Source organism: Streptomyces sp. NPDC007162, assembly GCF_040634175.1.
In the GTDB taxonomy this organism is placed as follows: domain Bacteria; phylum Actinomycetota; class Actinomycetes; order Streptomycetales; family Streptomycetaceae; genus Streptomyces.
Window position 1 is genome coordinate 1 of sequence record NZ_JBEYFC010000107.1, and the last position, 22,242, is coordinate 22,242.

At 71.9% G+C, this 22,242-nt stretch carries 18 protein-coding genes and 3 pseudogenes; 7 read left to right on the forward strand and 14 right to left on the reverse strand.

Annotated elements, in window-relative coordinates; translation table 11 throughout:
• Both ABZ646_RS15510 and ABZ646_RS15515 read left to right on the forward strand, forming a co-directional pair.
• Positions 1 to 418, forward strand: a 418-nt coding sequence (locus ABZ646_RS15510; RefSeq protein WP_360518291.1) for a DUF1697 domain-containing protein, incomplete at its 5' end; no start/stop codon positions are given.
• 148 nt (positions 419 to 566) lie between these two features.
• A complete protein-coding gene (locus ABZ646_RS15515) occupies positions 567 to 3,185 on the forward strand; it encodes a right-handed parallel beta-helix repeat-containing protein (protein ID WP_360518294.1) in 2,619 nt (872 codons plus the stop codon).
• Between the two features lie 167 nt (positions 3,186 to 3,352).
• On the opposite strand, the gene ABZ646_RS15520 is transcribed toward ABZ646_RS15515, so the two are convergent.
• The 7 genes and pseudogenes from ABZ646_RS15520 to ABZ646_RS15550 form a co-directional block, all read right to left on the reverse strand.
• A complete protein-coding gene (locus tag ABZ646_RS15520) occupies positions 3,353 to 4,102 on the reverse strand; it encodes a sirohydrochlorin chelatase (protein WP_360518297.1) in 750 nt (249 codons plus the stop codon).
• An 8-nt stretch (positions 4,103 to 4,110) separates the two neighbouring features.
• A complete protein-coding gene (locus ABZ646_RS15525; protein ID WP_360518300.1) occupies positions 4,111 to 4,989 on the reverse strand; it encodes an ABC transporter permease in 879 nt (292 codons plus the stop codon).
• On the reverse strand, positions 4,976 to 5,755 hold the full coding sequence (locus ABZ646_RS15530; RefSeq protein ID WP_360518303.1) for an ABC transporter ATP-binding protein: 780 nt from the start codon (positions 5,753 to 5,755) through the stop codon (positions 4,976 to 4,978). Before ABZ646_RS15530 ends, ABZ646_RS15525 begins: the two co-directional genes overlap by 14 nt.
• Positions 5,756 to 5,788: 33 nt before the next feature.
• Positions 5,789 to 6,901: an aliphatic sulfonate ABC transporter substrate-binding protein gene (locus tag ABZ646_RS15535; protein WP_360518306.1), complete on the reverse strand. Its 1,113-nt coding sequence runs from the start codon at positions 6,899 to 6,901 to the stop codon at positions 5,789 to 5,791.
• Between the two features lie 231 nt (positions 6,902 to 7,132).
• Positions 7,133 to 8,335, reverse strand: a pseudogene (locus ABZ646_RS15540) (GTP-binding protein); the annotation flags it as partial.
• Positions 8,326 to 9,138 carry a PaaX family transcriptional regulator C-terminal domain-containing protein gene (locus tag ABZ646_RS15545; protein WP_360518309.1) on the reverse strand — a complete coding sequence of 271 codons (813 nt, stop codon included), beginning with the start codon at positions 9,136 to 9,138 and terminating at the stop codon, positions 8,326 to 8,328. The gene ABZ646_RS15545 and the pseudogene ABZ646_RS15540, both read right to left, overlap by 10 nt.
• A gap of 116 nt (positions 9,139 to 9,254) precedes the next feature.
• Entirely contained in the window at positions 9,255 to 9,449 is a 195-nt protein-coding gene (locus tag ABZ646_RS15550) for a DUF5999 family protein (RefSeq protein WP_360518312.1), read from the reverse strand.
• Positions 9,450 to 9,711: 262 nt separating this feature from the next.
• Between ABZ646_RS15550 and ABZ646_RS15555 the strand changes: the two genes are divergently transcribed.
• Positions 9,712 to 10,143, forward strand: coding sequence for a DUF6299 family protein (locus tag ABZ646_RS15555; protein WP_360518315.1), 432 nt, complete (start codon positions 9,712 to 9,714; stop codon positions 10,141 to 10,143).
• 73 nt (positions 10,144 to 10,216) lie between these two features.
• Here ABZ646_RS15555 and ABZ646_RS15560 read toward each other — a convergent pair whose 3' ends face one another.
• Entirely contained in the window at positions 10,217 to 11,089 is an 873-nt protein-coding gene (locus tag ABZ646_RS15560) for an alpha/beta hydrolase (RefSeq protein ID WP_360518318.1), read from the reverse strand.
• A 63-nt stretch (positions 11,090 to 11,152) separates the two neighbouring features.
• On the opposite strand from ABZ646_RS15560, the gene ABZ646_RS15565 reads away from it, so the two are divergent.
• Positions 11,153 to 13,429, forward strand: a complete 2,277-nt coding sequence (locus ABZ646_RS15565; RefSeq protein WP_360518342.1) for a BTAD domain-containing putative transcriptional regulator — start codon at positions 11,153 to 11,155, stop codon at positions 13,427 to 13,429.
• Here ABZ646_RS15565 and ABZ646_RS15570 read toward each other — a convergent pair.
• The 4 genes from ABZ646_RS15570 to ABZ646_RS15585 are packed head-to-tail and all read right to left on the reverse strand — an operon-like array spanning position 13,426 to position 17,712.
• The gene (locus ABZ646_RS15570; protein WP_360518321.1) at positions 13,426 to 14,292 is read right to left on the reverse strand and encodes a sugar phosphate isomerase/epimerase; all 867 of its coding nucleotides are present in this window, start codon (positions 14,290 to 14,292) and stop codon (positions 13,426 to 13,428) included. The genes ABZ646_RS15565 and ABZ646_RS15570 overlap by 4 nt on opposite strands.
• Positions 14,289 to 15,305: a Gfo/Idh/MocA family oxidoreductase gene (locus tag ABZ646_RS15575; RefSeq protein WP_360518324.1), complete on the reverse strand. Its 1,017-nt coding sequence runs from the start codon at positions 15,303 to 15,305 to the stop codon at positions 14,289 to 14,291. Before ABZ646_RS15575 ends, ABZ646_RS15570 begins: the two co-directional genes overlap by 4 nt.
• A 20-nt stretch (positions 15,306 to 15,325) precedes the next feature.
• The gene (locus ABZ646_RS15580; protein WP_360518327.1) at positions 15,326 to 16,750 is read right to left on the reverse strand and encodes a sugar porter family MFS transporter; all 1,425 of its coding nucleotides are present in this window, start codon (positions 16,748 to 16,750) and stop codon (positions 15,326 to 15,328) included.
• A gap of 11 nt (positions 16,751 to 16,761) precedes the next feature.
• Positions 16,762 to 17,712, reverse strand: a complete 951-nt coding sequence (locus ABZ646_RS15585; protein ID WP_360518330.1) for a TIM barrel protein — start codon at positions 17,710 to 17,712, stop codon at positions 16,762 to 16,764.
• 220 nt (positions 17,713 to 17,932) lie between these two features.
• Between ABZ646_RS15585 and ABZ646_RS15590 the strand changes: the two genes are divergently transcribed.
• A complete protein-coding gene (locus ABZ646_RS15590) occupies positions 17,933 to 18,946 on the forward strand; it encodes a LacI family DNA-binding transcriptional regulator (RefSeq protein WP_360518333.1) in 1,014 nt (337 codons plus the stop codon).
• 19 nt (positions 18,947 to 18,965) lie between these two features.
• On the opposite strand, the gene ABZ646_RS15595 is transcribed toward ABZ646_RS15590, so the two are convergent.
• Positions 18,966 to 19,970, reverse strand: a complete 1,005-nt coding sequence (locus tag ABZ646_RS15595) for a substrate-binding domain-containing protein (protein ID WP_360518336.1) — start codon at positions 19,968 to 19,970, stop codon at positions 18,966 to 18,968.
• A gap of 270 nt (positions 19,971 to 20,240) precedes the next feature.
• On the opposite strand from ABZ646_RS15595, the pseudogene ABZ646_RS15600 reads away from it, so the two are divergent.
• Positions 20,241 to 20,642: pseudogene (locus ABZ646_RS15600) on the forward strand (Scr1 family TA system antitoxin-like transcriptional regulator); the annotation flags it as partial.
• A pseudogene (locus ABZ646_RS15605) lies at positions 20,624 to 20,758 on the forward strand (DUF397 domain-containing protein); the annotation flags it as partial. The pseudogenes ABZ646_RS15600 and ABZ646_RS15605, both read left to right, overlap by 19 nt.
• A 58-nt stretch (positions 20,759 to 20,816) precedes the next feature.
• On the opposite strand, the gene ABZ646_RS15610 reads toward ABZ646_RS15605, so the two are convergent.
• Complete coding sequence (locus ABZ646_RS15610; RefSeq protein WP_360518339.1) at positions 20,817 to 22,079, reverse strand: ABC transporter substrate-binding protein; 1,263 nt, start codon at positions 22,077 to 22,079, stop codon at positions 20,817 to 20,819.
• Positions 22,080 to 22,242 lie beyond the last annotated feature (163 nt).

The window sequence follows — 22,242 nt, forward strand, 5'->3', positions numbered from 1 at the left end:
GGGCACCCACTCGGGGTGTACGAAACTGGTCGCCTCGATCGTCGTCAGACCCGCGTCGGCCAGCCGGTGGATGAACTCGGCCTTGACCTCGGTCGACGTGCTGGTCCGTGACCACGCGTATCTGAAGGCGGTCGCCGAGGCCTGCCCCTTTTCGGCGGCCGAACTGGAGGCCAAGCAGCTGCACGTCACCTACCTCTCCGGGCCGGTCACCCCGGAGCGGTACGCGGGCATCGACCCGGCCGCCCACCTCCCGGAGGAGTTCCGCCTCGGGGACCGGGCGCTGTACCTGTACGCCCCGGACGGCCTCGGCCGTTCCAAGCTGGCGGAGGCGCTGTCCCGGTCCCGGGTCAACAAGGGGCTGATCGCCACCACCCGGAACTGGAACACCGCCCTCAAGCTGGTCGAGCTGACCGGCTGACCGGCATAGCCGAGGCCCCACTGGTCCGATGAATCAGGGGACTTGTCCGGGTTCTCGTGAGCAATCCCGTCATGTTCATTGACCGAGGCGTCCAAATGCTCCTACCTTTCCCGGCGTTGGGTCCAGGCTGATCCCACGGGAGGGGTACATGCCCACGCACCGAAGAGCCGCCCTGATCACCCTCGTCACCGCGCTCGCCCTCGGCACCCCGGGCCTCGCCGCCCCGGCCACGGCCGAGGCCCGCGCCTCCTCCGACGTCTACGTCTCACCCACCGGCGACGACCACGCCCCCGGCACCGCACGAAGCCCCGTCCGCACCCTCGACCGCGCCCGCGACCTGGTCCGGGCCAGGGTCGCCGGTCTGCGCGCCGACCTCACCGTCCACCTCGCCCCGGGCACCTACCGCCGCACCGGGCCCCTGGTCCTGGACGCCCGCGACTCCGGCGGCAACGGCCACCGGGTGATCTGGCAGGGCACCGGTGACGCCACCCTGATCAGCGGCGGCCGCCGGGTCACCGGCTGGCGGCAGGTGCCGGGCCGGGCCGGGCTGTGGTCCGCGCCGGCCCCCCGAGGGCTCACCGACACCCGGCAGTTGTACGTCGACGGGGTGCGCGCCCAACGGGCCCGCGGGGCCGTACCGGTCACCCTCACCCAGACCGCCACCGGTTACACCGCGTCCTCCGACACGATCGCCCACTGGAAGCACCCCGCCGACGCGGAGTTCGTGTACACCAGCGGCGAGGCGCTGTGGAACGTGGAGCGCAACGGACTCGGGCAGTGGACCGAGCCGCGCTGCCGTGTCGCCGCCGCCGAGGGAACCACGATCACCATGACCCAGCCCTGCTGGGACAACTCCAACAAACGCGTGGAGTTCCCCGACATCCCCGGGCGCACGGTCAGCATGGTCGGCCCCGGGAAACTCACCGACGGCGGCAAGCCGTCGTACGTGGAGAACGCCTACGAACTGCTCGACCAGCCCGGTGAGTGGTACCTCGACAAGAGCGCGCACCGGGTCTACTACCTGCCCCGCAAGGGCGAGAGCCTGTCCCGCGCCGACGTCGAGGCGGCGGCCGCCGAGAAACTGGTCGAGGGACGGGGCACGGCGGACGCGCCCGTGCACGACATCGCCTTCCGGAACATCGAGTTCGGCTACGCGACCTGGCTGACGCCGAGCGGCCCGGAGGGCTTCTCCGAGATCCAGGCCGGCTACACGATCACCGGGGACCGGGGCTGGGCCACCCAGGGGCTGTGCCAGTACGTCGAGGGCGGCACCTGCCCGTTCGCGTCCTGGACGAAGATGCCGGGCAACGTGTCGTTCGCGTACGGGCAGCGCATCGGCTTCGCCGACGACGTCTTCGCCCACCTCGGCGCCTCCGGCCTCGAACTGGGGGCGGGCTCGGCGGACTCCACGGTCAGCGGGAGCATCTTCACCGACATCTCCGGCAACGGCGTCGAGATCGGCGGAGTCGACGGGCAGACGCCCGCCTCCGGCGTCCAGGTGACCGACAACCACCTCTACGGCCTGCCCCGCGAGTACCACGGCGGGGTGGCGATCCTCAACGGCTACACGCAGCACGACACCATCGCCCACAACCAGATCGACCACGTCGGCTACTCGGCCGTCTCCCTGGGCTGGGGCGGCTGGCCCGACAAGATCGGCGATCCGGCCACGCCCAACCCCAGCCACGACAACGCCGTGCGGAGCAACCTGATCTACGACTACATGCAGATGCTCGACGACGGCGGCGGCGTCTACACCCAGGGTCTGACCGGGACCTCCCTGACCGACGGCGAGAAGGTCACCGGGAACGTCATCCACGACCAGTGGGGCCTCGGCAAGAACGTCTACACCGACAACGGCTGCACCTACGAGACCGTCGAGGGCAACGTCCTCTACCACGCCTCCTACGCCAACGTCGCCTCCCGGCACACCGACTACCGCGACGGCCTCGGCAACAACGACCCGACCCTGGTCAAGGACAACTGGTGGGAGGAGGGCACGGCCGACGGCGACAACAAGGGCCTGGTCACCACCGGCAACCAGATCATCACGGGACTCTCCGACGTACCGGCGGCCGTACTGGACGACGCCGGACTGGAACCCGCCTACCGGAAGTTGCTCGACCGCCGCGTCGGCGCCGTCTCCGTTCCCGAGGCGCCCTCCCGGGTCGGGACCGGCACCGCCGGTGCCGACGCGCTCTGGGTCACCTTCAACCCCACCTTCGCGGACGGGGGTTCACCGGTGACGGGGTACACGGCGCGGGCCTACGACGCGACCGGCCGTCAGGTCGGCGAAGCGAGCGCGTCCGCGGCCGAGTTCAAGCGGACCGCCCTGATCCGCCTCGGTGTCCCCGCGATCCCCGTCACCGTGACGGTCACCGCCCGCAACGCCCACGGCGAGAGCGCCCCCTCACTCGCCTCGGCACCGCTGGCCCCGGCCGCCGCGCACACCCTCCCGGCCGCACCGACCGGCCCGAAACTGCGCACGACGGCCACCGCGGCCACCCTCGCCTGGACCCCGCCCACCGACACCGGCGACGCCCGGGTGACCGGCTACCGCATCACCGTCTCCGACGGCCGCGCCCCGGTCGACGTCACCGGGCGGGACGTCCTGGTCACCCAGCCGTCCGCCAAGGGCATGTTCCGGGTGCTCGGCGGACTGCGGCCCGGCACCCGCTACACCGTGACCGTCGCCGCCGTCACCGCGGCCGGTGTCGGTCCCGCGGCCACGGTGACCGCGACCACCGGGTCAACTGCCCAACAGTGACAAGTCGCCGGGAACCGAACCGGTAAAGCCACAGGTGTGACACGTGCGCCCCGCACGACGCAGTAAGAAGAGCCGGCCACGGCAGCGAGTGCCCGCAAGGGCCCGCCGTGGACCGGCTGTTCGCGGTCCGACGGACAGGGGAGCGCCGGACCGCGAACACCGGCCTGTCAGGCCCCCACGGCCGCCAGCGCGGGCAGGCGGGCCGCGTCGTACCGCTGGAGGAGCACGCGCGCCACCTCCGGCGCCGGACCCAGCACCTCGGCCAGTACGTCCGCCTCCGCCGCGCCCCGGGCGATCCGGTCGGGCAGGAAGCCGGGTGCGAGGACGTACGGGGCCACCGCCACCCGGGCGCAGCCCAGCTCCCGTAGTTCGCGTACCGCGTCCTCGGTGCGGGGCAGGGACGCGGAGGCGAACGCGGGCCGCACGGCGCGCCAGCCGGTGCCCCGCCACTGGCGCGCGATGTCCGCGATCACCGCGATCGCCTCCGGGTCGCTGGACCCCGCCGAGGCCAGCACCACCCCGGTCGAGGACTTGTCGGCAGGGCCCAGCCCCGCCTCGTGCAGCCGCTGTTCCAGGGCCGAAAGCAGCAGCGGGGACGGGCCCAGCACGTCCGCCTGCCGGATCCGCAGCCGCGGCGGCGCGTCGCGCAGGACGGCCGGGATGTCGGCCTTCGCGTGGAACGCGCGGGTGAGGAGGAGGGGGAGGGCGACGACGTCCTGGACGCCCTCCGCCGCCAGTGACTCCAGCACACCGTGCACGGACGGGATGTTGAAGTCCAGGAAGCCGGTCTCCACGCGCAGCCCAGGCCGCAGCGACCGCACCCGCTCCACCAGGGCGTGCACGGTCGCCGCGTGCCGTGGATCACGGCTGCCGTGGGCGATCACCACGAGGACGGGGCGCACCGGCTTCCTCCGCACGGCGGCCCTCAGCTCTTCACCAGCAGACCGCGGCTGCGCAGCACCCAGCGCTCCAGCGGGCTGAAGATCAGCAGGTCGATGGCGATGCCGACGAACAGGATGAGCAGGATGGCCAGGAAGACCGTCGCCATGTCGCTGTTGGTACGGCCCACTTCCAGCAGCTGACCGAGCCCCATGCCCATGTCCGGCGACTGGGCGATGATCTCCGCGGCCATCAGCGAACGCCAGGAGAACGCCCAGCCCTGCTTCAGGCCGGCCACGTAGCCGGGCAGCGCGGCCGGCATCACGATGTGCCAGGTGCCGCGCAGGCCCGTCGCGCCGAGCGTGCGGCCCGCACGCAGGAACAGCGGGGGCACCTGGTCGACGCCCGACACCAGACCGTTGGCGATGGAGGGCACGGCGCCCAGCAGGATCACCGTGAACATCACCGAGTTGTCCAGCCCCAGCCAGATGACCGCGGGCGCCACCCAGGCGACCGAGGGCAGCGACTGGAGGCCGGACAGGATCGGGCCGAAGGCCGCGCGGACGAACTTCACCCGCGCCACCACCAGGCCCAGCGGCGTGCCGATCACCAGCGCGAGCAGGAAGCCCAGCAGACCGCGGGAGACGCTGCCCCAGATGTAGCTGAGCAGGGTCCCCTTGACCCACTGGTCCTCGACCGCGCTCCAGACGTCGGCGGGGGAGGGCAGTTTCGACGGGTCGTCGACGACCGGGTAGAGCAGGGTCCAGGCGACCAGCACCACCGCGACGGCGATGATCGGCGGCAGGATCTTGTTCCGGAAGGTCTGGCTGAAGGGCGGCCGCCCGGCGACCGAGGTCTCCAGCGCGTCGAGGCCCGCCTCGACGCTTCCGGCATCCTGGGTCGGCGTGGTCTCAGTGCTGGCCATGACGGCGGATCTCCCCCCGCAGTACATCGGTGATCTCAAGGGACAGTTCGGCGACGGGCGCGTCCTCGATGCGACGCGGCTGCGGGATGCCGACCGTCCACTCGCGGGCGATCCGGCCGGGGCGGGACGAGAGCAGGATGACCCGCTGGGCCAGCCGCACCGCCTCGCGCACGTTGTGCGTGACGAAGAGGACGGACAGTCCGGTCTCCGCCCAGATCCGGGTCAGTTCGTCGTGCAGCACGTCCCGCGTGATGGCGTCGAGGGCCGCGAACGGCTCGTCCATCAGCAGCAGGTTGCTCTCCTGGCCGAGCGCCCGCGCCAGCGCCACCCGCTGCCGCATGCCGCCCGACAGCTCGTGCACGCGCTTGCCGTACGCGCCCTTCAGCCGGACGAGTTCGAGCAGTTCCTCGGCCTTGTCGCGCCGCTCGTACTTCGGGACGCCGCGGAGCCTGAGGGCGAGTTCGATGTTCTTGCCCGCGGTCAGCCACGGGAAGAGGGCGTGTTCCTGGAACATCAGGGCCGGGCGGCCGTCCGTCGCGATGGCACCGGTACTCGGCGCGTCCAGACCGGCCACCAGGTTCAGCAGCGTGGACTTGCCGCAGCCCGAGGCCCCCAGGAGGGTGACGAACTCGCCCGGCGCGACATCGAGGCTGATGTCGTCCAGGACGAGCTGCTGCCCACCCGGTCCGGCGAAGGACTTGGAGACGTGCTCCAGCCGCGCCGCGTACTCGACGGTCTCGTCGGCCTTGGCGAGGGTCGTGGCCATGGTCGTCACCTCCTGGGATCTCGTCGGGTTCCGTCAGCTGCTGCCGAGACCGGCGTCGGAGACGGTGGCCTCGCCCTCGGCCTTGAGGACCTTGTTGAGGATCGTCAGGTCGTAGATCCCCTTCAGGTCGGGCTTCTCCAGCAGGCCGGCCTTGACCGCGTGCTCCGCCTCGGTGTTGAGGGTGGCGGCCAGCGGGTCGTCGGTGAACTGGATCGACTTCCACGCCGGGTCCAGGACGTCGTCGGGCAGCGCCTTGCCGGAGTCGGCCTCCAGCTGCTTGTTCGCCACCGCCTTGGCCTGGTCCGGGTTGGCGTTGATCCACTTGTTGGCCTCGACCGAGGCCTTCAGCACCGCCTCGACGGCCTTCGGGTGCTCCTTGAGGAACTGCTGCCGCACGATGATGTTCGTGATCACGAACTTCTTGTCCGGCCACAGCGTCGACTCGTCGAGCAGCACCTTGCCGCCCTCGGCGACCAGCTTGGACGCGGTCGGCTCGGGCACCCAGGCGCCGTCGACGGCCCCGGACTTGTAGGCGTCGGGGGTGATCTTGTTGTCGGTGCGGACCACCGACACGTCGCCCTTGCCGGTGTTGGCGTCGACCTTCCAGCCCTGGTCGGCGATCCAGTTGAGGAACGCCACGTCCTGCGTGTTGCCCAGCTGCGGTGTCGCGATCTTCTTGCCCTTGACGTCCTTCAGGGACTTGATCTTCTTCGGGTTCACGACGAGCTTGACACCGCCGGAGGCCGAACCGCCGATGATCTTCAGACTCTTGCCGTTCGACTTGACGTAGCCGTTGATCGACGGGGACGGGCCGATCCAGCCGATGTCGATGGAGCCGGAGTTGAGCGCCTCGATCTCCGAGGGGCCGGCGTTGAAGATCTGGTAAGCCGCCTTGGTGGCACCCAGCTGCTTCTGGAAGTAACCCTGCTGACGGGCGACGAGCGCGGTCCCGTGGGTGAGGTTGCCGAAGTAGCCGATCTTGACCGAGTCGAGGCCGTCGATCTTCGAGGATCCGGCGGAGACCTTCTCCTTGGCGTTGTCGGTCGTGGACTTCGACCCGTAGCCGCAGGCGGCGAGCGTGAGCAAGGGGAGGGCGGCGACCACGGCCATGCCGCGGCGAAGGAGAGTTGAGCGGTTGACAGGCACGGGAGGGTTTCCTCTCGTTGGCCCGGCGGTCACGGTCTTTCAGGTCGTGGCCGGGAGGTCGGCAGGTCTTCGTCGCATCCGGGACGTCGGGTGGGGGGCCAGGGCGCGCAGGCAGTGCGCGTACGTCAGCACGCACATCGCGCCACCCCGCCCTGCCCGCTGCCGAGGGCACCGCTGCCGACGCGGCCGCCCTCCTTCGCGAACGTCGAGTAGACGTCGGTCGTCTGCATGTCAGAAGTCCCAGCCGTCGTCTTCGGGCTCGTCCTTGACCGGCTCGGGGGACGCGAACGACTCGCCGACCATGCCCGCGGTGAGCGTGGTGCCGTCGGCGGGGTCGATCAGGATGAACGAGCCGGTGCGGCGCGAGTCCGAGTAGGAGTCGACCGGCAGCGGCTCGGCGGTACGGATCTTCACCCGGCCGATGTCGTTGGCGACGAGCTGTCCCGGGTGCGGGTGCAGGGAGAGGTCGTCGAGGGTGAGCCGGGACGGGATGTCCTTGACGATCGCCTTGACGGTGCGGGTGCCGTGCTTGAGCAGCACCCGGTGGCCGACGGTCAGCGGCGCGTCGGCGACGTGGCAGACGGTCGCCTCGACGTCCTGGGTGGTCGCCGGGGCGTCCTTCGTCGGCACGATCAGGTCGCCGCGCGAGACGTCGATGTCGTCCGTGAGCAGCAGGGTCACCGACTGGGTCGTCCACGCCGTGTCGACCGGCCGGCCCAGCAGGTCGATGCCGGAGACCGTCGTCGTACGGCCGGACGGCAGCACCGTGACCGCTTCGCCGACGTGGAACGTCCCGGCCGCGATCTGGCCGGCGTAGCCCCGGTAGTCCGGGTGCTCCGCGCTCTGGGGGCGGATGACGTACTGCACCGGCAGCCGGGCGTGGCAGTGCGCCAGGTCGTGGCTGACCGGGACGGTCTCCAGGTGCTCCAGGACGGTCGGGCCGCCGTACCAGTCCATGTTCGCGGAGGGTTCCACGACGTTGTCGCCGACGAGCGCCGAGATCGGGATCGCGGTGACCTCGGGGACGCCCAGTTCGGTCGCGTACGCCGTGAACTCCTCGGCGATCCCCGCGAAGATCGGCTCCTGGTAGCCGACCAGGTCCATCTTGTTGACGGCGAGCACCACGTGCGGGACGCGCAGCAGGGCGGCGATCGCGGCGTGCCGGCGGGTCTGCTCGACCACGCCGTTGCGGGCGTCGACCAGGATCACGGTCAGCTCGGCGGTGGAGGCGCCGGTGACCATGTTGCGGGTGTACTGCACGTGGCCGGGTGTGTCGGCGAGGATGAACCGGCGCTTCGGGGTGGCGAAGTACCGGTAGGCGACGTCGAGGGCGACCCGTCGAAGGGTAGGTGAGAAGTCTGAGAGGACTGATGAAGGAAGCTGAGGTTTGGCTGAGTGACTCCTGGTGTGCAGGAGGTCACTGTTCACAGACCGGCGAACGCGCCTCCCGCGTCCCGCAGCCGCTCGTGCAGCGCCCGGAAGACGGCCGCCGAGCGGATGCCCGGCCAGTCGGCGGGCAGCAGCCCGGTCGGCAGCCCGGGGTCGGTGTACGGCAGGTGGCGCCAGGAGTCGAGGGCGCGGAGGTAGTCGCGGTAGGCGTCCTCCTCAGGGGTGTCCGCGCGGTGCTCCCAGCCGCGCAGCACCGGCTCGTGGGCGTCCAGGAACTCCTCGTGCGCCTTGGCGATGGCCGTCAGGTCCCACCAGCGGGCGACCGCCTCCGCGGTGGGCGCGAAGCCGAGGTGGTCACCGCGGAAGAAGTCCACGTACGGGTCGAGGCGGAGGCGGCGCAGGGTGTGCCGGGTCTCCTCGAACAGCCGGGCCGGGGCGATCCACACGCCGGGCGCGGCGGTGCCGAAGCCGAGCCCGGCCAGCCGGGAGCGCAGCACGTGCCGCTTCTGCCGCTCCGACTCGGGCACCGAGAACACCGCGAGCACCCAGCCCTCGTTCTCCGGGGGAGCTTCGGCGTACACCCGGCGGTCGCCGTCGTCGAGCAGCTGCCGTGCCTCGGCGGACAGGTCGTATCCGGCGGTGCCCTGTGCGGTCCTCGCCGGGACCAGCAGCCCACGCCGTTTCAGCCGGGACACCGAGGAGCGTACGGAGGGGCCGTCCACACCGACGGCGGCCAGCAGCCGGATCAGCTCGGCGACGGGCACCGGACCGGGCAGGAAGCGGCCGTACGCGCCGTAGAGCGTGACGATGAGGGACCTCGGGGCGTGTTGCTCGGGCACGTTGATCATTTTAGGTCCCCGGCATCACTGCTGGTCACCTCTGGTGCCCGGCTGAATGAGAGTCAGTATTGCGGGGTACGCCGGATGGCGGCGGCCGTGCCCTGCCGCGAGGTGGCCGGGCCGGGTCAGGCGGCGACGGCGAGCCGTTCGGCCGGGCCGCGGCGCGGCGGGACCACGCTGCCGTCGGCGCGCAGCTCACCCGTGTCGTCGAAGACGATCGCCCCGTCGCACCGCAGGCTCCAGCCCTGCTCGGGGTGGGCGGCGACGACGTGCGCCGGGCCGCGGTCGGCCGTCGCGCTCGGGAACTGGTGGGAACACATGGCGCACCTCCACGGGTCTGCCTCCGGCACGGTCGCCGACCGGCATACCCAGACCATGCTCCCGTCGTGAACGCCGGGGAACCGCCCGCCGGGACCTGTGACAACACGCGGACAACCTTCGGACGCCGTCACGACGGTCGCCGCGCCGCCGGGACACGGAACCCCCACGGGACGCGCCACCGAAGGAGTGACGGTCACGCGCCGGGACCCGGCTGCCCGGTATCCAGGGCATGCCCCGCCCCCGCATTCCGGGAAGGAAACCATGCCCGTACGCCCCGTACTCGCAGCGGCCCTCGGTTCCGCCGCCCTGCTGTGCGTCGCCGTCGCCCCCGCGTCCGCGACCGCCGACCCCACCGAATCCGTCACCGTCGAGACGACCGGCCGGCTCGCCGGCGACGGCACGGTCACCCTCTCCGGCACGTACACCTGCACCGATGCCACCGGGCCGGTGTTCATCAGCTCCTCGATCAGCCAGGACTCGCCGAACTTCCGGCACGGCATCGGCGGCACCCGGGCCGAGTGCGACGGCACCTCGCACAAGTGGCAGAACACCGGGAAGGTCTCCTCGGAGAAGCTGGCCCCCGGCAAGGCCCAGGTGGAGGCCACCGTCCTGGAACTGCGCCCTGCGGGCGGACTGCCCCTGCCGTACTTCCACGCCACCAAGGAGCAGGAGATCACCCTCGCCAAGGCCTGACCCCCGTACCCGCCCGGTCCCGGCCCCCTCGGCTGCCGGGACCGGGCGGCCGGGGTGCCGGGAGCGCGGCCGGTCAGCGGGCCAGCAGTTTCCGTAGTGCGGCGATCACCTCACCGGGTGCCTCCTCGGCCATGAAGTGCCCGCAGTCCACCGTGCGGTGCTCCAGGTCCGGTGCCCAGGCCCGCCACAGCGCGGTCGCGTCGTAGCCGAGGGCGGCCCCCCAGTCCTGCTGGAGCACGGTGACCGGCATGCGCAGGGTGCGCCCGGCCTCCCGGTCGGCGCGGTCGTGCTCGGTGTCGACGCCGGCCGAGGCCCGGTAGTCGGCCACGATCGACGGCACGGCCGCCCGGCAGGCGGCCAGGTAGGCGGCCCGGACATCGGCGGGGAGCGCGGCCGGGTCACGGGACCACAGGTCGAGGAAGTGGCCGAAGAAGGCGTCCGGGGCCGCCCCGATCAACTCCTCGGGCAGACCGGGCGGCTGGGCCATCAGATAGAGGTGGAAGGCGACCGCCGCCGTGGTGCCGTGCAGCACCTCCCACATGTCCAGCGTGGGCAGCACGTCGAGGAGGCCCAGCCGGGTGATCGCGTCCGGGTGGTCGAGACCGGCCCGGAAGGCGACCAGGGCGCCCCGGTCGTGCCCGGCCAGCGCGAACCGCTCGTGCCCGAGCTCCCGCGCGAGCGCCACCACGTCGGCGGCCATGGTCCGCTTCGCGTACGACGTCCCGTCCGCGTCGGCCGGCTTGTCACTGGCGCCGTAGCCGCGCAGGTCGGGACAGATCACGGTGTGCTCGTCCGCGAGGGCGGCGGCCACGTGCCGCCACATCAGGTGGGTCTGCGGGAAACCGTGCAGCAGGACGACCGGGCTGCCGGTGCCGCCGACGGACGTGTGGAGCCGGACGCCGTCGGCGACCTCGACACGGTGGGTCTGGAAACCGGGGATGTTCATGCGCCGAGCCTCCCCCGCCCGGATCAGCAGCCGATCAGCAGCACGTACCGTGGGCGGGTGAGCATGGACCACGTCGCCTTCGCGGTACTCGGGCCGGTCTCGGCCGAGCGCGACGGCGTCCCGCTCGCCCTGAAGGGTCTCCGGCACCGCGCCGTACTGGCCCGGCTGATCGTCGCCCGGGGACGGGTCGTACCCGTCGCCCGCCTGGTCGCCGACCTCTGGGACGAGCCGCCGCCCGCCGCGGTCGGCGCCCTGCGGACCTTCGTGGGCGACCTGCGGCGCGCCCTCGAACCCGGCCGGCCGCCCCGCGCCCCGGCCCGGCTGCTGGTCACCGACGGCCCCGGTTACGCGCTGCGCACCGACGCGGTGGACGCCCGGCGGTTCGAGTCGGCCGTGGAGAGCGCCGCGGAGGCGGAGCCCGCCGAGGCCGTCCGGCTGCTGCGCGCGGCACTGGAGCTGTGGCGGGGCCCCGCCTACGCCGAGTTCGCCGACGAACCATGGTGCCGCGGCGAACGGGCCAGGCTCACCGAACTGCGGCTGCTGGCGGTCGAGCAGCGGGCCGCGGCGCTGCTCGCCGTGGGCCGGGCGGCCGATGCGGTGCCCGATCTGGACGCCCACCTCGCGGAACACCCGTGGCGGGAGGAGGGCCGGCGGCTGCTGGCGCTCGCCCTCTACCGCACCGGCCGCCAGGGCGACGCCCTCCGGGTGCTGCGCAGTGCCCGCGCCGTCCTCACCGGCCGGCTGGGGCTGGACCCCGGGCCCGCGCTGCGCCGGCTGGAGGCCGGCATCCTCGCCCAGGACCCCGCCCTGGACGCGGACCGGGAAGCCGCCGCGGCCCGGGTGTGGTCCCGGGCGGCCGAGGCGTACGACCGTACGGTGGCCGCCGGTGCGCGGGCCCGTCTCGAATCCACCGTCGGCCTGCTGCGCACCCTCGCGGTGACCGGCTCCGGTGGCCTCGCCGCCGCCCGTGAACACCGGCTCGCCGCGATCGCCGCGGCGGAGGAGTCCGGCGACCCGGAACTGACGGCGCGGCTCATCGGCGCCTACGACGTCCCCGCGATCTGGACCCGGTCCGACGACCCGGCCGGCGCCCGCCGGGTGACCGAGGCCGCCGAACGGGCGCTGGCCCGGCTCCCCGCGGCCGGCACCCACGACGCGACCCGCTGCCGGCTGCTCGCCACGATCGCCCTGGAGTCGCGGGGGACCCGGTCGGCACGCGGCCCGGCGGCCGCCGCCGAGGCGGAACGCCTCGCCCGCCGCCTGGACGATCCGGCGCTGCTCGCCTTCGCCCTCAACGGTGCCTTCATGCAGTCCTGCACCCGGACCGGGCTCGCCCCGCGCCGCGACGCCATCGGCACCGAACTCGTCGCCCTGGCCACCCGGCACGGCCTGGTCACCTACGAGGTGCTCGGCCATCTGATCCGGGTCCAGGCACGCGCCGCCCTCGCCGACTTCCCCACCGCCGACACACACGCCCGGGCGGCCGACCTCCTGGCCGACCGCCATGAACTCCCGCTGGTCGGCGTCTTCACGGCGGGCTACCGGGCGGTGCGGCTGGCGGCGACGGGCCAGGCCGGGCCCGCCGGGGGAGGAGGAGCCGACCGCGTCCGGGGACGGAACGGGAGAGCGGCGCCGGGCCGTGTCACGGACCCCGGGGGGCTGGGGGACCGTGCGGGTTGCGGTGCCGGGCCCGTTACGGCCGGCGGGGGCGGGTTGGCGGGGCCGGGCGGTGGGGCTGCCGAGGCGGCCAGCGGGCCTGACGAGGCGGGCGGTGGGCCGGGCGCGGCCGGGTGGTGCGGTGGGCGTGCGGGGTCTCGTGCCGGTTTCCCCGAAGCCGGTGGGGCCGGCCCCCCGCCGGACCGTGGGGGCCGTACGCCGGACACCTCTGCCGGGGCCGTCGAGGCTGCCTACCGCGAGGTCGGGCGGATGCTCGAAGGGCCCGGCATGCCCGGGGTGCGGGACGGGCTGCTGCCGTTGGCGCTGCTCTGTGACCGCCTCGCCCGGTGTCCGTACGGCATCCGGGAGGCCGTCGAGCCGGCGGCCGGCTGGGGGCCGTACCTCCCCTGGGTGCGGCCCGCCCTCGTGCTCGTCGCGGACGGCGGGAGGACGGCCCGCGACACCCTTCGCGAGCTGCCCGAGCCTCCCGCCGACCTCGTGCAGGAGGCGCTGTGGTGTGTCGTGGCGGCCGTCGCCCTGGAACTGGGCGACCACCCGACGCTGCGCCGATGCCGGGACCGGCTGCGCCCGGCCGCCGGCCAACTCGCCGGTGCTGGAAGCGGGTTGCTGACGGCGGGACCGGTCGACACCTGGCTGGCGGCGATCGAGCAGGCGCTCCGCTAGCCGGCCAGCTCCTTTGTGATGCGGTCCAGCATGAACGCCGAGGATGCGCGCGCCCGTTCCTCCCAGGCGAAGACGCAGGCGGTGGCGACCCCGTCGAAGTCCAGCTCCCGCAGGGTGCCGAAGAACGCGTCCCAGTCGACCTCGCCCTGCCCGATGTCCAGGTGCTGGTGGATCCGGGCCGCCGTGCCGGGCGGGTTGAGGATGTAGCGCAGCCCGCTGGAGCCCTTGTGGTTGAAGGAGTCCGCGATGTGCACGTGCTGGAGCCTGTCACCGGCGTAGCGCAGCATCGCCGCGATGTCGGCCGTGGGGTCGGCACCGGAGAGGTGGAAGGAGTGCGGGGCGCAGTACAGGTAGTTCACCCACGGCTTGTCGATCGCGCGGACCAGGTCGACCGCCGGGGTGTTCTCCTCGCAGAAATCGTCCGGGTGGGCCTCCAGGTTCAGCGCGATGCCCTCGCGCTCGAACAGCGGCAGCAACTCCTCCAGCGAGCGCCAGAACGCGGCCTCGCTCTCGGCGGCCCGCTCCGGCCTGCCGTTGAACTCGCTGTTCATCAGCGGGCATTCGAGGTCGGAGGTGATCTCGATCATCCGCTTCCAGTAGCGGACGGCCGCCTGCCGCTCGGTCTCGTCCGGGGACGACCACTTGTAGAGCGGCAGCACGGACGACAGCCGCACCCCGTACCTGCGCAGCGCGTTCTTCAGCTCCGCGATCCGCCCGTCGTCCGCGCGCGGGTGCAGGAAGAACGGCATGAAGTCGTCGCGGGGCGACAACTCGATGTACTCGTAGCCGAGTTCGGCCACCGTGCGCACCATGTCGTCGATCGGCAGGGCGCGGAACATGTAGGGGTCGAGGGCGATCTTCACGCGATGCCTCCGTAGAAGGCCGGGCGGGGCTTGATGTCGGTGGCGACGACGGTGCCCGTTTCCAGGGCCTCGACGGTCGCGGCGGTGATGACGGTGGCGGCGTAACCGTCCCAGGCCGAGGGGCCGGTGGGCTCGTGGCCCGCCTCCAGATGGGCGATCCACTCCCGGAACTCGGTGTCGAAGGCGTCCTTGAAGCGCCCGACCCAGTCGGTGAGGACGGCCGTGCTGTGCTGCGCGGCGGTACGGACGGCGACGGCGGCCGGGTCGGGCAGCCGCACCAGGCCCTCCTCGCCGACGGCCTCGCACTGGATGTCGTAGCCGTACTGGCAGTTGACGAAGACCTCCAGGTCGATGCGGACGCCCCTGGCGGTTTCGAAGAGCATGATCTGCGGGTCCTTGAGGTGCTCGAACCGTTTGCCGGTGGCCCGTGGGGTGATCACCTGGGTGGAGACGATCTCGTCGTCCAGCAGCCAGCGCAGCACGTCCACCTCGTGCACCGCCGTGTCCAGCGCGGCCATCGCGGAGGTGTAGGTCTCCGGGACGGTCGGGTTGCGGTGGGCGCAGTGCACGATCAGCGGCTCGCCGATCCTCCCCGACTCGACGACCTGCTTCATCTGCCGGTAGCCGGCGTCGTAGCGGCGCATGAAGCCGACCTGGACCAGCCGGCGGCCGTGCGCCTGCTCGGCCTCGACGATCCGCAGGCAGTCCCCGGCGGTGGTCGCGAGGGGCTTCTCGCAGAACACCGGCTTCCCGGCCGCGATCGCGTTCAGTACGTGCTCGGCGTGGGTGGGCCCCCAGGAGGTGACGAGGACCGCGTCCACGTCGTCGGCGGCGACCACGGCCGCGCCGTCGGGCAGCACCCGGGCGCCGACCGGCTCGGCGGCCTCGGCGGCACGCGCCGGATCGATGTCGGTGACCACGGTGACCCGGGCACCGGTGACGGTGTGGGTGAGGCGCTGGATGTGCTCGTTGCCGATCCAGCCGGCGCCGATGACGCCGATACGTACAGTCATGGGTCAGTCCTTCGAGAGGGTCAGGAGAAGCGGGCCCGGAGCTCGGCTTCGAGGGTTTCGAGGGTGCGGCCCCTGGTCTCGGGGACGTAGAGCTTCACGAAGGTGAGCGAGAAGATCCCCGCCAGGACGAACAGGAAGAAGGTGTCGGAGATCCCGATCGCGGAGACCAGCGACGGGAAGACCAGCCCGATCACGAAGTTGGTCAGCCACAGCACCACGGCCGCCACACCCATCCCGAAGCCGCGCATCCGCATCGGGAAGATCTCGGAGAGCATCAGCCAGGTCACCGGGGAGATCGCGCCCTGCTGGAAGGCGAGGAAGGTGACCGTCATGGCCAGCACGGCGTAGGCCCGGCCGTCCCCGGCGGGCAGCACCAGGGAGAAGACGCCGATGAACAGCAGCGCCAGTGTGGTGCCGAGCTGCCCGGTCATCAGCATCGGCCGGCGGTCGACCCGGCCGAGCAGCCAGATGCCGACGAAGGTGGCCAGCACCGAGATCACGCCGTTGGCGATGTTCGCGGTCAGCGCGGTGTCCGAGGCGAATCCGGCGTCCGAGAGGATCTGCGTGCCGTAGTACATGATCGTGTTGACGCCGGTGATCTGCTGCACGATCGCGATGCCGAACCCGATCAACATCAGCTTGCGGATCCACGGCGTGGCCCGCATGTCCTGCCAGCCGCCGAGCCTCTCCTGCTCCTCCTTCACGGCGAGCGCGGAGACCTCGGCCAGCTCTGCCTCGGCGCGCTGCCGGGAGCGGACCTGCTTCAGGACTTCCAGTGCCTCGCCGAAGCGGGTCTGGGAGGCCAGCCACCGCGGGCTCTCCGGCATGACCAGCATGCCGAACCAGAGCACCACCGCCGGAACGGTGGCGATCACCAGCATCCAGCGCCAGACGCCGCCGGACTCGCCGCCCACGTTCGCGATGACCGCGTTCGAGGTGAAGGCCAGCAGCTGGCCGCTGACGATCATCAGCTCGTTACGGGTGACCAGCGCACCGCGCCGCTCGGCGGGGGAGATCTCCGCGAGGTAGACCGGCACCGTCACCGAGGCACCGCCGACCGCGAGGCCCAGCACGAACCGGGCCACGATCATGACGGCGGTGGTCGGAGCGAGGGTGGCACCGAGCGCGCCGGCGAAGAACAGCACCGCGAGGGTGAGGATCGTACGGCGGCGGCCCCGCGCGTCCGAAAGGCGGCCGCCGGCCACCGCGCCGAGCGCGGCACCCAGCAGCAGCGAGCTGGTGACCATGCCCTCGGTGACCGAGTTCAACCCGAGGTCCTTGCTCATGTACGGCAGCGCGCCGTTGATGACACCGGTGTCGTAGCCGAAGAGCAGTCCGCCGAAGGTGGCGATGACCGTGACGATCCGCAGCCGCCGGGAGACCGCCGGCGAGGGCGGCTCGGTGACCGTGGCGGTGGCCCGGACCGCGTCGTCCCTGACGTCCATGTCGCCGCCTCCTACCGGTTCGGGTTCGGGCGACGGGTGCCCGACAGGCCGTGGCCGTTCAGGTACTCACGCGTGCGGGTGGCGATGGGCAGCGGCACCTCGGGGGCGCACGGGTACAGGTCCTGTTCGACGATCACGAACAGCTCGGCGTCGAGCTTCGCCAGCTCCGCCACCACCTCGGCCGGATTCGGCACACCGGCCGGCGGCGAGACGCACACGCCCCGCTTGACGGCCTCGCCGAAGCCGAGGTCCTCGGCGGCGACCTGGGCCAGGATCTCCGGGTCCATCTGCTTGATGTGGACGTAACCGACGCGCTCGCCGAAGCGCCGGATCAGGTCGATGTTGTCACCGCCGCCGTAGGCGACGTGTCCGGTGTCCAGGCACAGGTTCGTGTACCGCGCGTCCGACTCGTTCAGCAGCCGCTCGATCTCCGGCTGGGTCTGGAGGTGGCTGTCGGCGTGCGGGTGGACGACGAGGCGTATGTCGTACTCGTCGAGGAGCAGCCTGCCCAGCCGGTCGGCGGCCTTGCCGAAACCCGCCCACTGCTCGGCGGTCAGCTCCGGCGACTCGGTGAACGCGCCCGTCCTCTCGTCCCGGTACATGGGCGGGATGAGGACCAGGTGGTGGGCGTCGGCGGCCTGGGTCAGGGTGGCGACCTGACGGACGTGGGCGAGCGTCTCGTCCCAGGCCTCGGGCCGGTGCAGCGCGCCGAAGGCGGTGCCGCCGGAGACCTTGAGGCCACGGGCGTCGAGTTCCTCCTTCAGCCGCAGCGGGTCGGTGGGCAGGTAGCCGTAGGGCCCGAGCTCGAACCACTCGTAACCGGCCTGCCGCAGCTCGTCGAGGAAGCGGGTGTACGAGACCTGGTGCTCGTCCTCCGGGAACCAGATGCCCCAGGAGTCGGGGGCCGAGCCGAGGCAGAGGTTGCCGACGGTCGTACGGAGGGGAGCTGGCGCCGTTGCCATGGCGTGTCCTTCGGGGGGAGGGGATGAAGACGTCGTGTCGTCAGCGGACTGCTGCGCTCTACTAGCGCGCTCTAGTGCGAATACGATGACCCCTGTCCAAATGTCATGTCAATACCTTGTTGCCGGGGGATTTCCCGGAGCTGCCGGGGACAGGGCCTAGGGTGGGCTCTGTCGAAGGGTGGGTGCGCAGGTGGATACAGCGGGCAGGCGGCGGCCGACGATGGCCGACGTCGCCGAGCGGGCCGGGGTCTCCCGGGCGCTGGTGTCGATCGTGTTCCGCAACCAGCCCGGCGCCAGTCAGGAGACGCGCGAGCGGGTGCTGCGGGTGGCCGACGAGATCGGGTACCGCCCCGACAGCGCGGCGCGGCTGCTGGCCCGCGGTCGCAGTCGCACCCTCGGTGTGATGTTCACCGTCCACCAGACCTTCCACACCGACCTCATCGAGGGCATCTACCCGGAGGCAGAGCGGCTCGGCTACGACGTGCTGCTCTCCGCCGCAGCCCAGGGCCGCAGCGAGGAGAAGGCGGTCGAGGCGCTGCTCGGGCACCGCTGCGAGGCCCTGATCCTGCTCGGTCCGGACGCGGACCCCGCCTACCTCGACGGGCTCGGCCGGCGCGCCGCGACCGTGTCGATCAGCCGGCGGGTGCCACGGGCCCGGGTGGACTTCGTGCACAGCGCGGAGAGCAAGGGCGTCCGGCAGGCCATGGACCACCTGGTCGAGCTCGGACACCGCAGGATCGTCCACATCGACGGGGGCCGCGGCCCCGGGTCGGCCGAGCGGCGCAGGTCGTACCGGGCCGCGATGCGCCGGCACGGTCTCGAACCGGAGATCCGGGTGATGCCCGGTGAGCACACCGAGCGGTCCGGCATCGAGACCGGACGTCTGCTGCTGGCCGAACGCGAGCGCGGGGTGCCGCTGCCGACCGCGGTGCTCGCGGGCAACGACCGGTGTGCGATGGGTGTGCTGATGGCCATGACCCGCGGCGGGATCGAGGTGCCGCGGGACATCTCCGTGGTCGGCTACGACGACAGCCACCTCTCGCACCTCATGCCGGTCGGCCTCACCACGGTGCGTCAGGACGCCGGGCTGATGGCCGAGTACGCGGTGCGGTTCGCCGTGGAGCGGCTGGAGAACCCCGAACTGGCGCCGCGCGAGGCGGTCCTCGACCCGAAGCTGGTGGTGCGGGGCACCACCGGGCCGCCGCCTGCGGGGGACGGCCCGAGTGCCCGCTGAGTGCTGAGCCGACGGTTCGTCAGCGGGTGCCGTCGGCGGCGAACTTGGCGATCGTGTCCGCGTTGTCCTTGGTGACGAAGGCCGGTCCCGTCAGGACCGGGGCGGTGCCGCCGCCGCTGTAGTTGCCGTTGTTCCTGTAGAGCCACAGGGAGTCGACGGCGAGGTAGCCCTGGAGGTAGGGCTGCTGGTCGACGGCGAACTCGACCGAGCCGTTCTGGATGGCGGAGACCAGGTCCTTGTTGAGGTCGAAGGTGGCGACCTTCGCCTTGCTGCCGGCGTCCTTCACGGACTGGACGGCGGTCAGGGCGATCGGGGCGCCGAGGGTGACGACCTGGTCGATCGAGGAGTCCTGCTGGAGCTTGGCGGTGATGGTGGACTTGACCGAGGGCATGTCGGTGCCGTTGACGTAGATCTTGTCGGTCTTGCCCTTGAAGCCCTTGGCCAGACCCGCGCAGCGGGCTTCGAGGGCGACCTGGCCCTGGGCCTGCACGACACACAGGGCGTGCTTGGCGTCGAGCCGGTCGAGGCGCTCACCGAAGGCTTCGCCGGCGATGTTCTCGTCCTGGCCGAAGTACTCCAGCATGCCGAGCTTCTGCCAGGCGTCCAGGCCGGAGTTGAAGCCGACCACCGGGATGCCGGCGGCCTTGGCCTTGGTCACGACGGCCTTCAGGGCGTCCGGCGTGGCGGCGGTCAGGGCGATGCCGTCGACCTTCTGGTCGATCGCGTTCTGCACCAGGTTGGCCTGGTTGGCGGCGCTCGGGTCGGCGGAGTAGACCAGCTTGATGTTGTCCTTGGCGGCGGCTGCGGCGGCACCCTTGCGGATCAGGTCCCAGAAGGTGTCGCCGGGCTGGGCGTGGGTGATCATGGCCACCGTCATGCGGGGCGTGGACGCCTTGCCCGCGGCCGCGGCCGCGCCGCTGTCCTCGGACTTCTTGCCGCCGGAGCTGCTGGAGCAGCCCGTGGCGAGCAGGGCGCCCGCCAGGACGGTGGCGGCCATGGCTGCGGCTCGGTGGTTTCTGTGCATGTCCCTGGCACCTCGCTGTGCGGTATGGGTCGGCTCTGGAAAGCGGAACGAGCGGTGAGTAACGGGGAGGTCCGCCGACGGCTTCCGAAGGGGCTAGAGCGCTTTATTAGCGCGCTCTAGTGACACGTACTATGAGGTCGCTCCCAGGGGTTGTCAATCGCTTTGTCATGACGTTCCAACAAACCCGGAGCCTGTCGTCTTGCTGCGCTGTGTAGCGGGACAGTCACGGAGACGGAGGGGTGTCGCCGTGCCGCAGCTGGGCGAACGGCTGCGCGGGCGTTGCTGGCGGCGGGTGGCCTCAGGGGTGAGGAACTGGAGCAACAGGTCGAAGCTCGCATGGGGCGGCGGGAGTTGCTGGAAGGGGAGGAGGCGCCGCCGTTTCGGTCCATCATCTCGGGGGCTGTCCTGCGCTCACCGCTTCGTGACGTGGGGGAGTGGCGCAGGCAACCCGAGCATCTGCTGATGGCGGGAGAGCGGGAAGACGTGACGGTCCACGTGCTGCCGCGCTGGGTGGAGAACGGCTACCGGGGCGAACTGATCGAAGAATACGGCCCGGTTGATCGCTTGCAGCGTGCGTACGATGCAGTGCGCGACTTGGCCATGTCCCCTGCCGAGTCACGGAAGTTCGTCCTGCGCCTGTTGGAGGAGAGACCGTGCGATCCGTCGACCTGACCGTTGCCGCCTGGCGCAGGAGCAGCTACGGCAACCAGGACGGAGGCGAGTGCGTCGAGGTCTCCGACGACTTCGCCGTCGTCGTCCCCGTTCGCGACAGCAAGAACCCGTACGGTCGGCCTTCGTCTCCGCTGTGAAAGCCGACGAGATCAGCTGGTGCTGTCGCGGTGGCGCTCACCGTGTGCTGCACACCGTCCTCGGCGCCGCCCTGCTGTCGGTGCGCTGCGCCGCCTGGGCGTCCTGCACCCGCTGCACGTCCTGGAGAAGACGCCGGATGCCGGGGTTCTGGCCGGCGGCGACCCTGGCGATGGTCTGCAGGACGGCCTCGTAGAAGGCGTCCCGTACGGCGGGTGCCATGACGTCCGAGGCGTCCAGGCAGCGCGGGCCCGTCCGGAGCCGCTCGGAGATCTCGCGGTCGACCGCGCTGTGCTGCGATGTCACCTGGCGGTTCGCCGAGAAGACGCCGAGGCGGGCCCACTTCTGCTGGCCCTCCTTCGAGGCCAGCTTGCGGATCAGTTCCCTGGCCCGGGAGCGGCTGCTGAACAGCGCGGCGAAGTCGCCGGTGACCTCGTGGGCCAGGACCGGGCCGCCGCCGGGAAGCAGCGGGGCGGAGTCCAGCAGGGCCGCGTGCTGCGCGTCCGACTGGTAGAAGGAGCGGGCGAAGGACCCCTGGTGCTCCAGGCTGCACCCGCCCCAGGCGCCGAACAGCAGCCCGTGGCTCTTGGGGGAGCCGCGGTGGTCGGTGAGCAGGGCGTGCCTGGCCGCGGTCCGGTCCTGCCCGAGCAGCCCGGCCCACGCCTCCCAGGCGGAGCGCACCGGAGCGCTCCGCCACCACTGCGCACTGCCCGTGCCCAGCGCCCACTTCTCGTAGCGGGCCGGGCCCGCGTGTTGCAGCACGAGGTCCTCGATCCAGTCGGTGCCGGGCCAGCCGGAGGCACCGTCGTCCCCCATGCCGATGCACCAACTCCGCAGCGGCGCGGGCGAGTCGGGGGGCTTCTCGCCCTGCCGGTACCAGACGATGCTCTTCAGGTCCGCCTTGACCGGCACCCAGTACACCGCCGAGGAGTTCGTGCCGGTCGCGTTCCACGGCGCGCCGTACTGCGCCGGGTCGTAGAGGCGGTTCAGCGGCTTGAGGCGGCCCTGGTCGGCGTACTCGGCGAGCTGGCCGATGCCCGGCATGATCACGATGTCCGGCGGCTCTCCCGACTGGACCTCGGAGAGCAGCACATCGCGCTGGGCCGCGGTGCCCTGGTACTGGAAGGGGATGCCGAAGCCCCGCAGCACCTCCTCGAACTGGTCCGCCTGGTCGCCGGTCCAGGTGCCGAGGATGGTCACCGGCTGCCCGTCGTCCTGCCGGGCCCACGCCACCACCATGCCGCCGGCCGCGATCAGCGCCATGACCACCAGCACGACCAGTACCTTGAACCGCCGGGTCACCGCCGCCTCCAGTAGTCGCTGTCGAGCCGGAGACCGAGCCCCAGCACGGGCAGTACGACGACCAGCAGGCCGCCGACGACCGTGGCCAGGTACACCCGGTCGGTCCAAGCGACGGCGCGGAGGAACTCAGCGCGGGCGAGACGTCGTAGGCGTCGGTGACGAC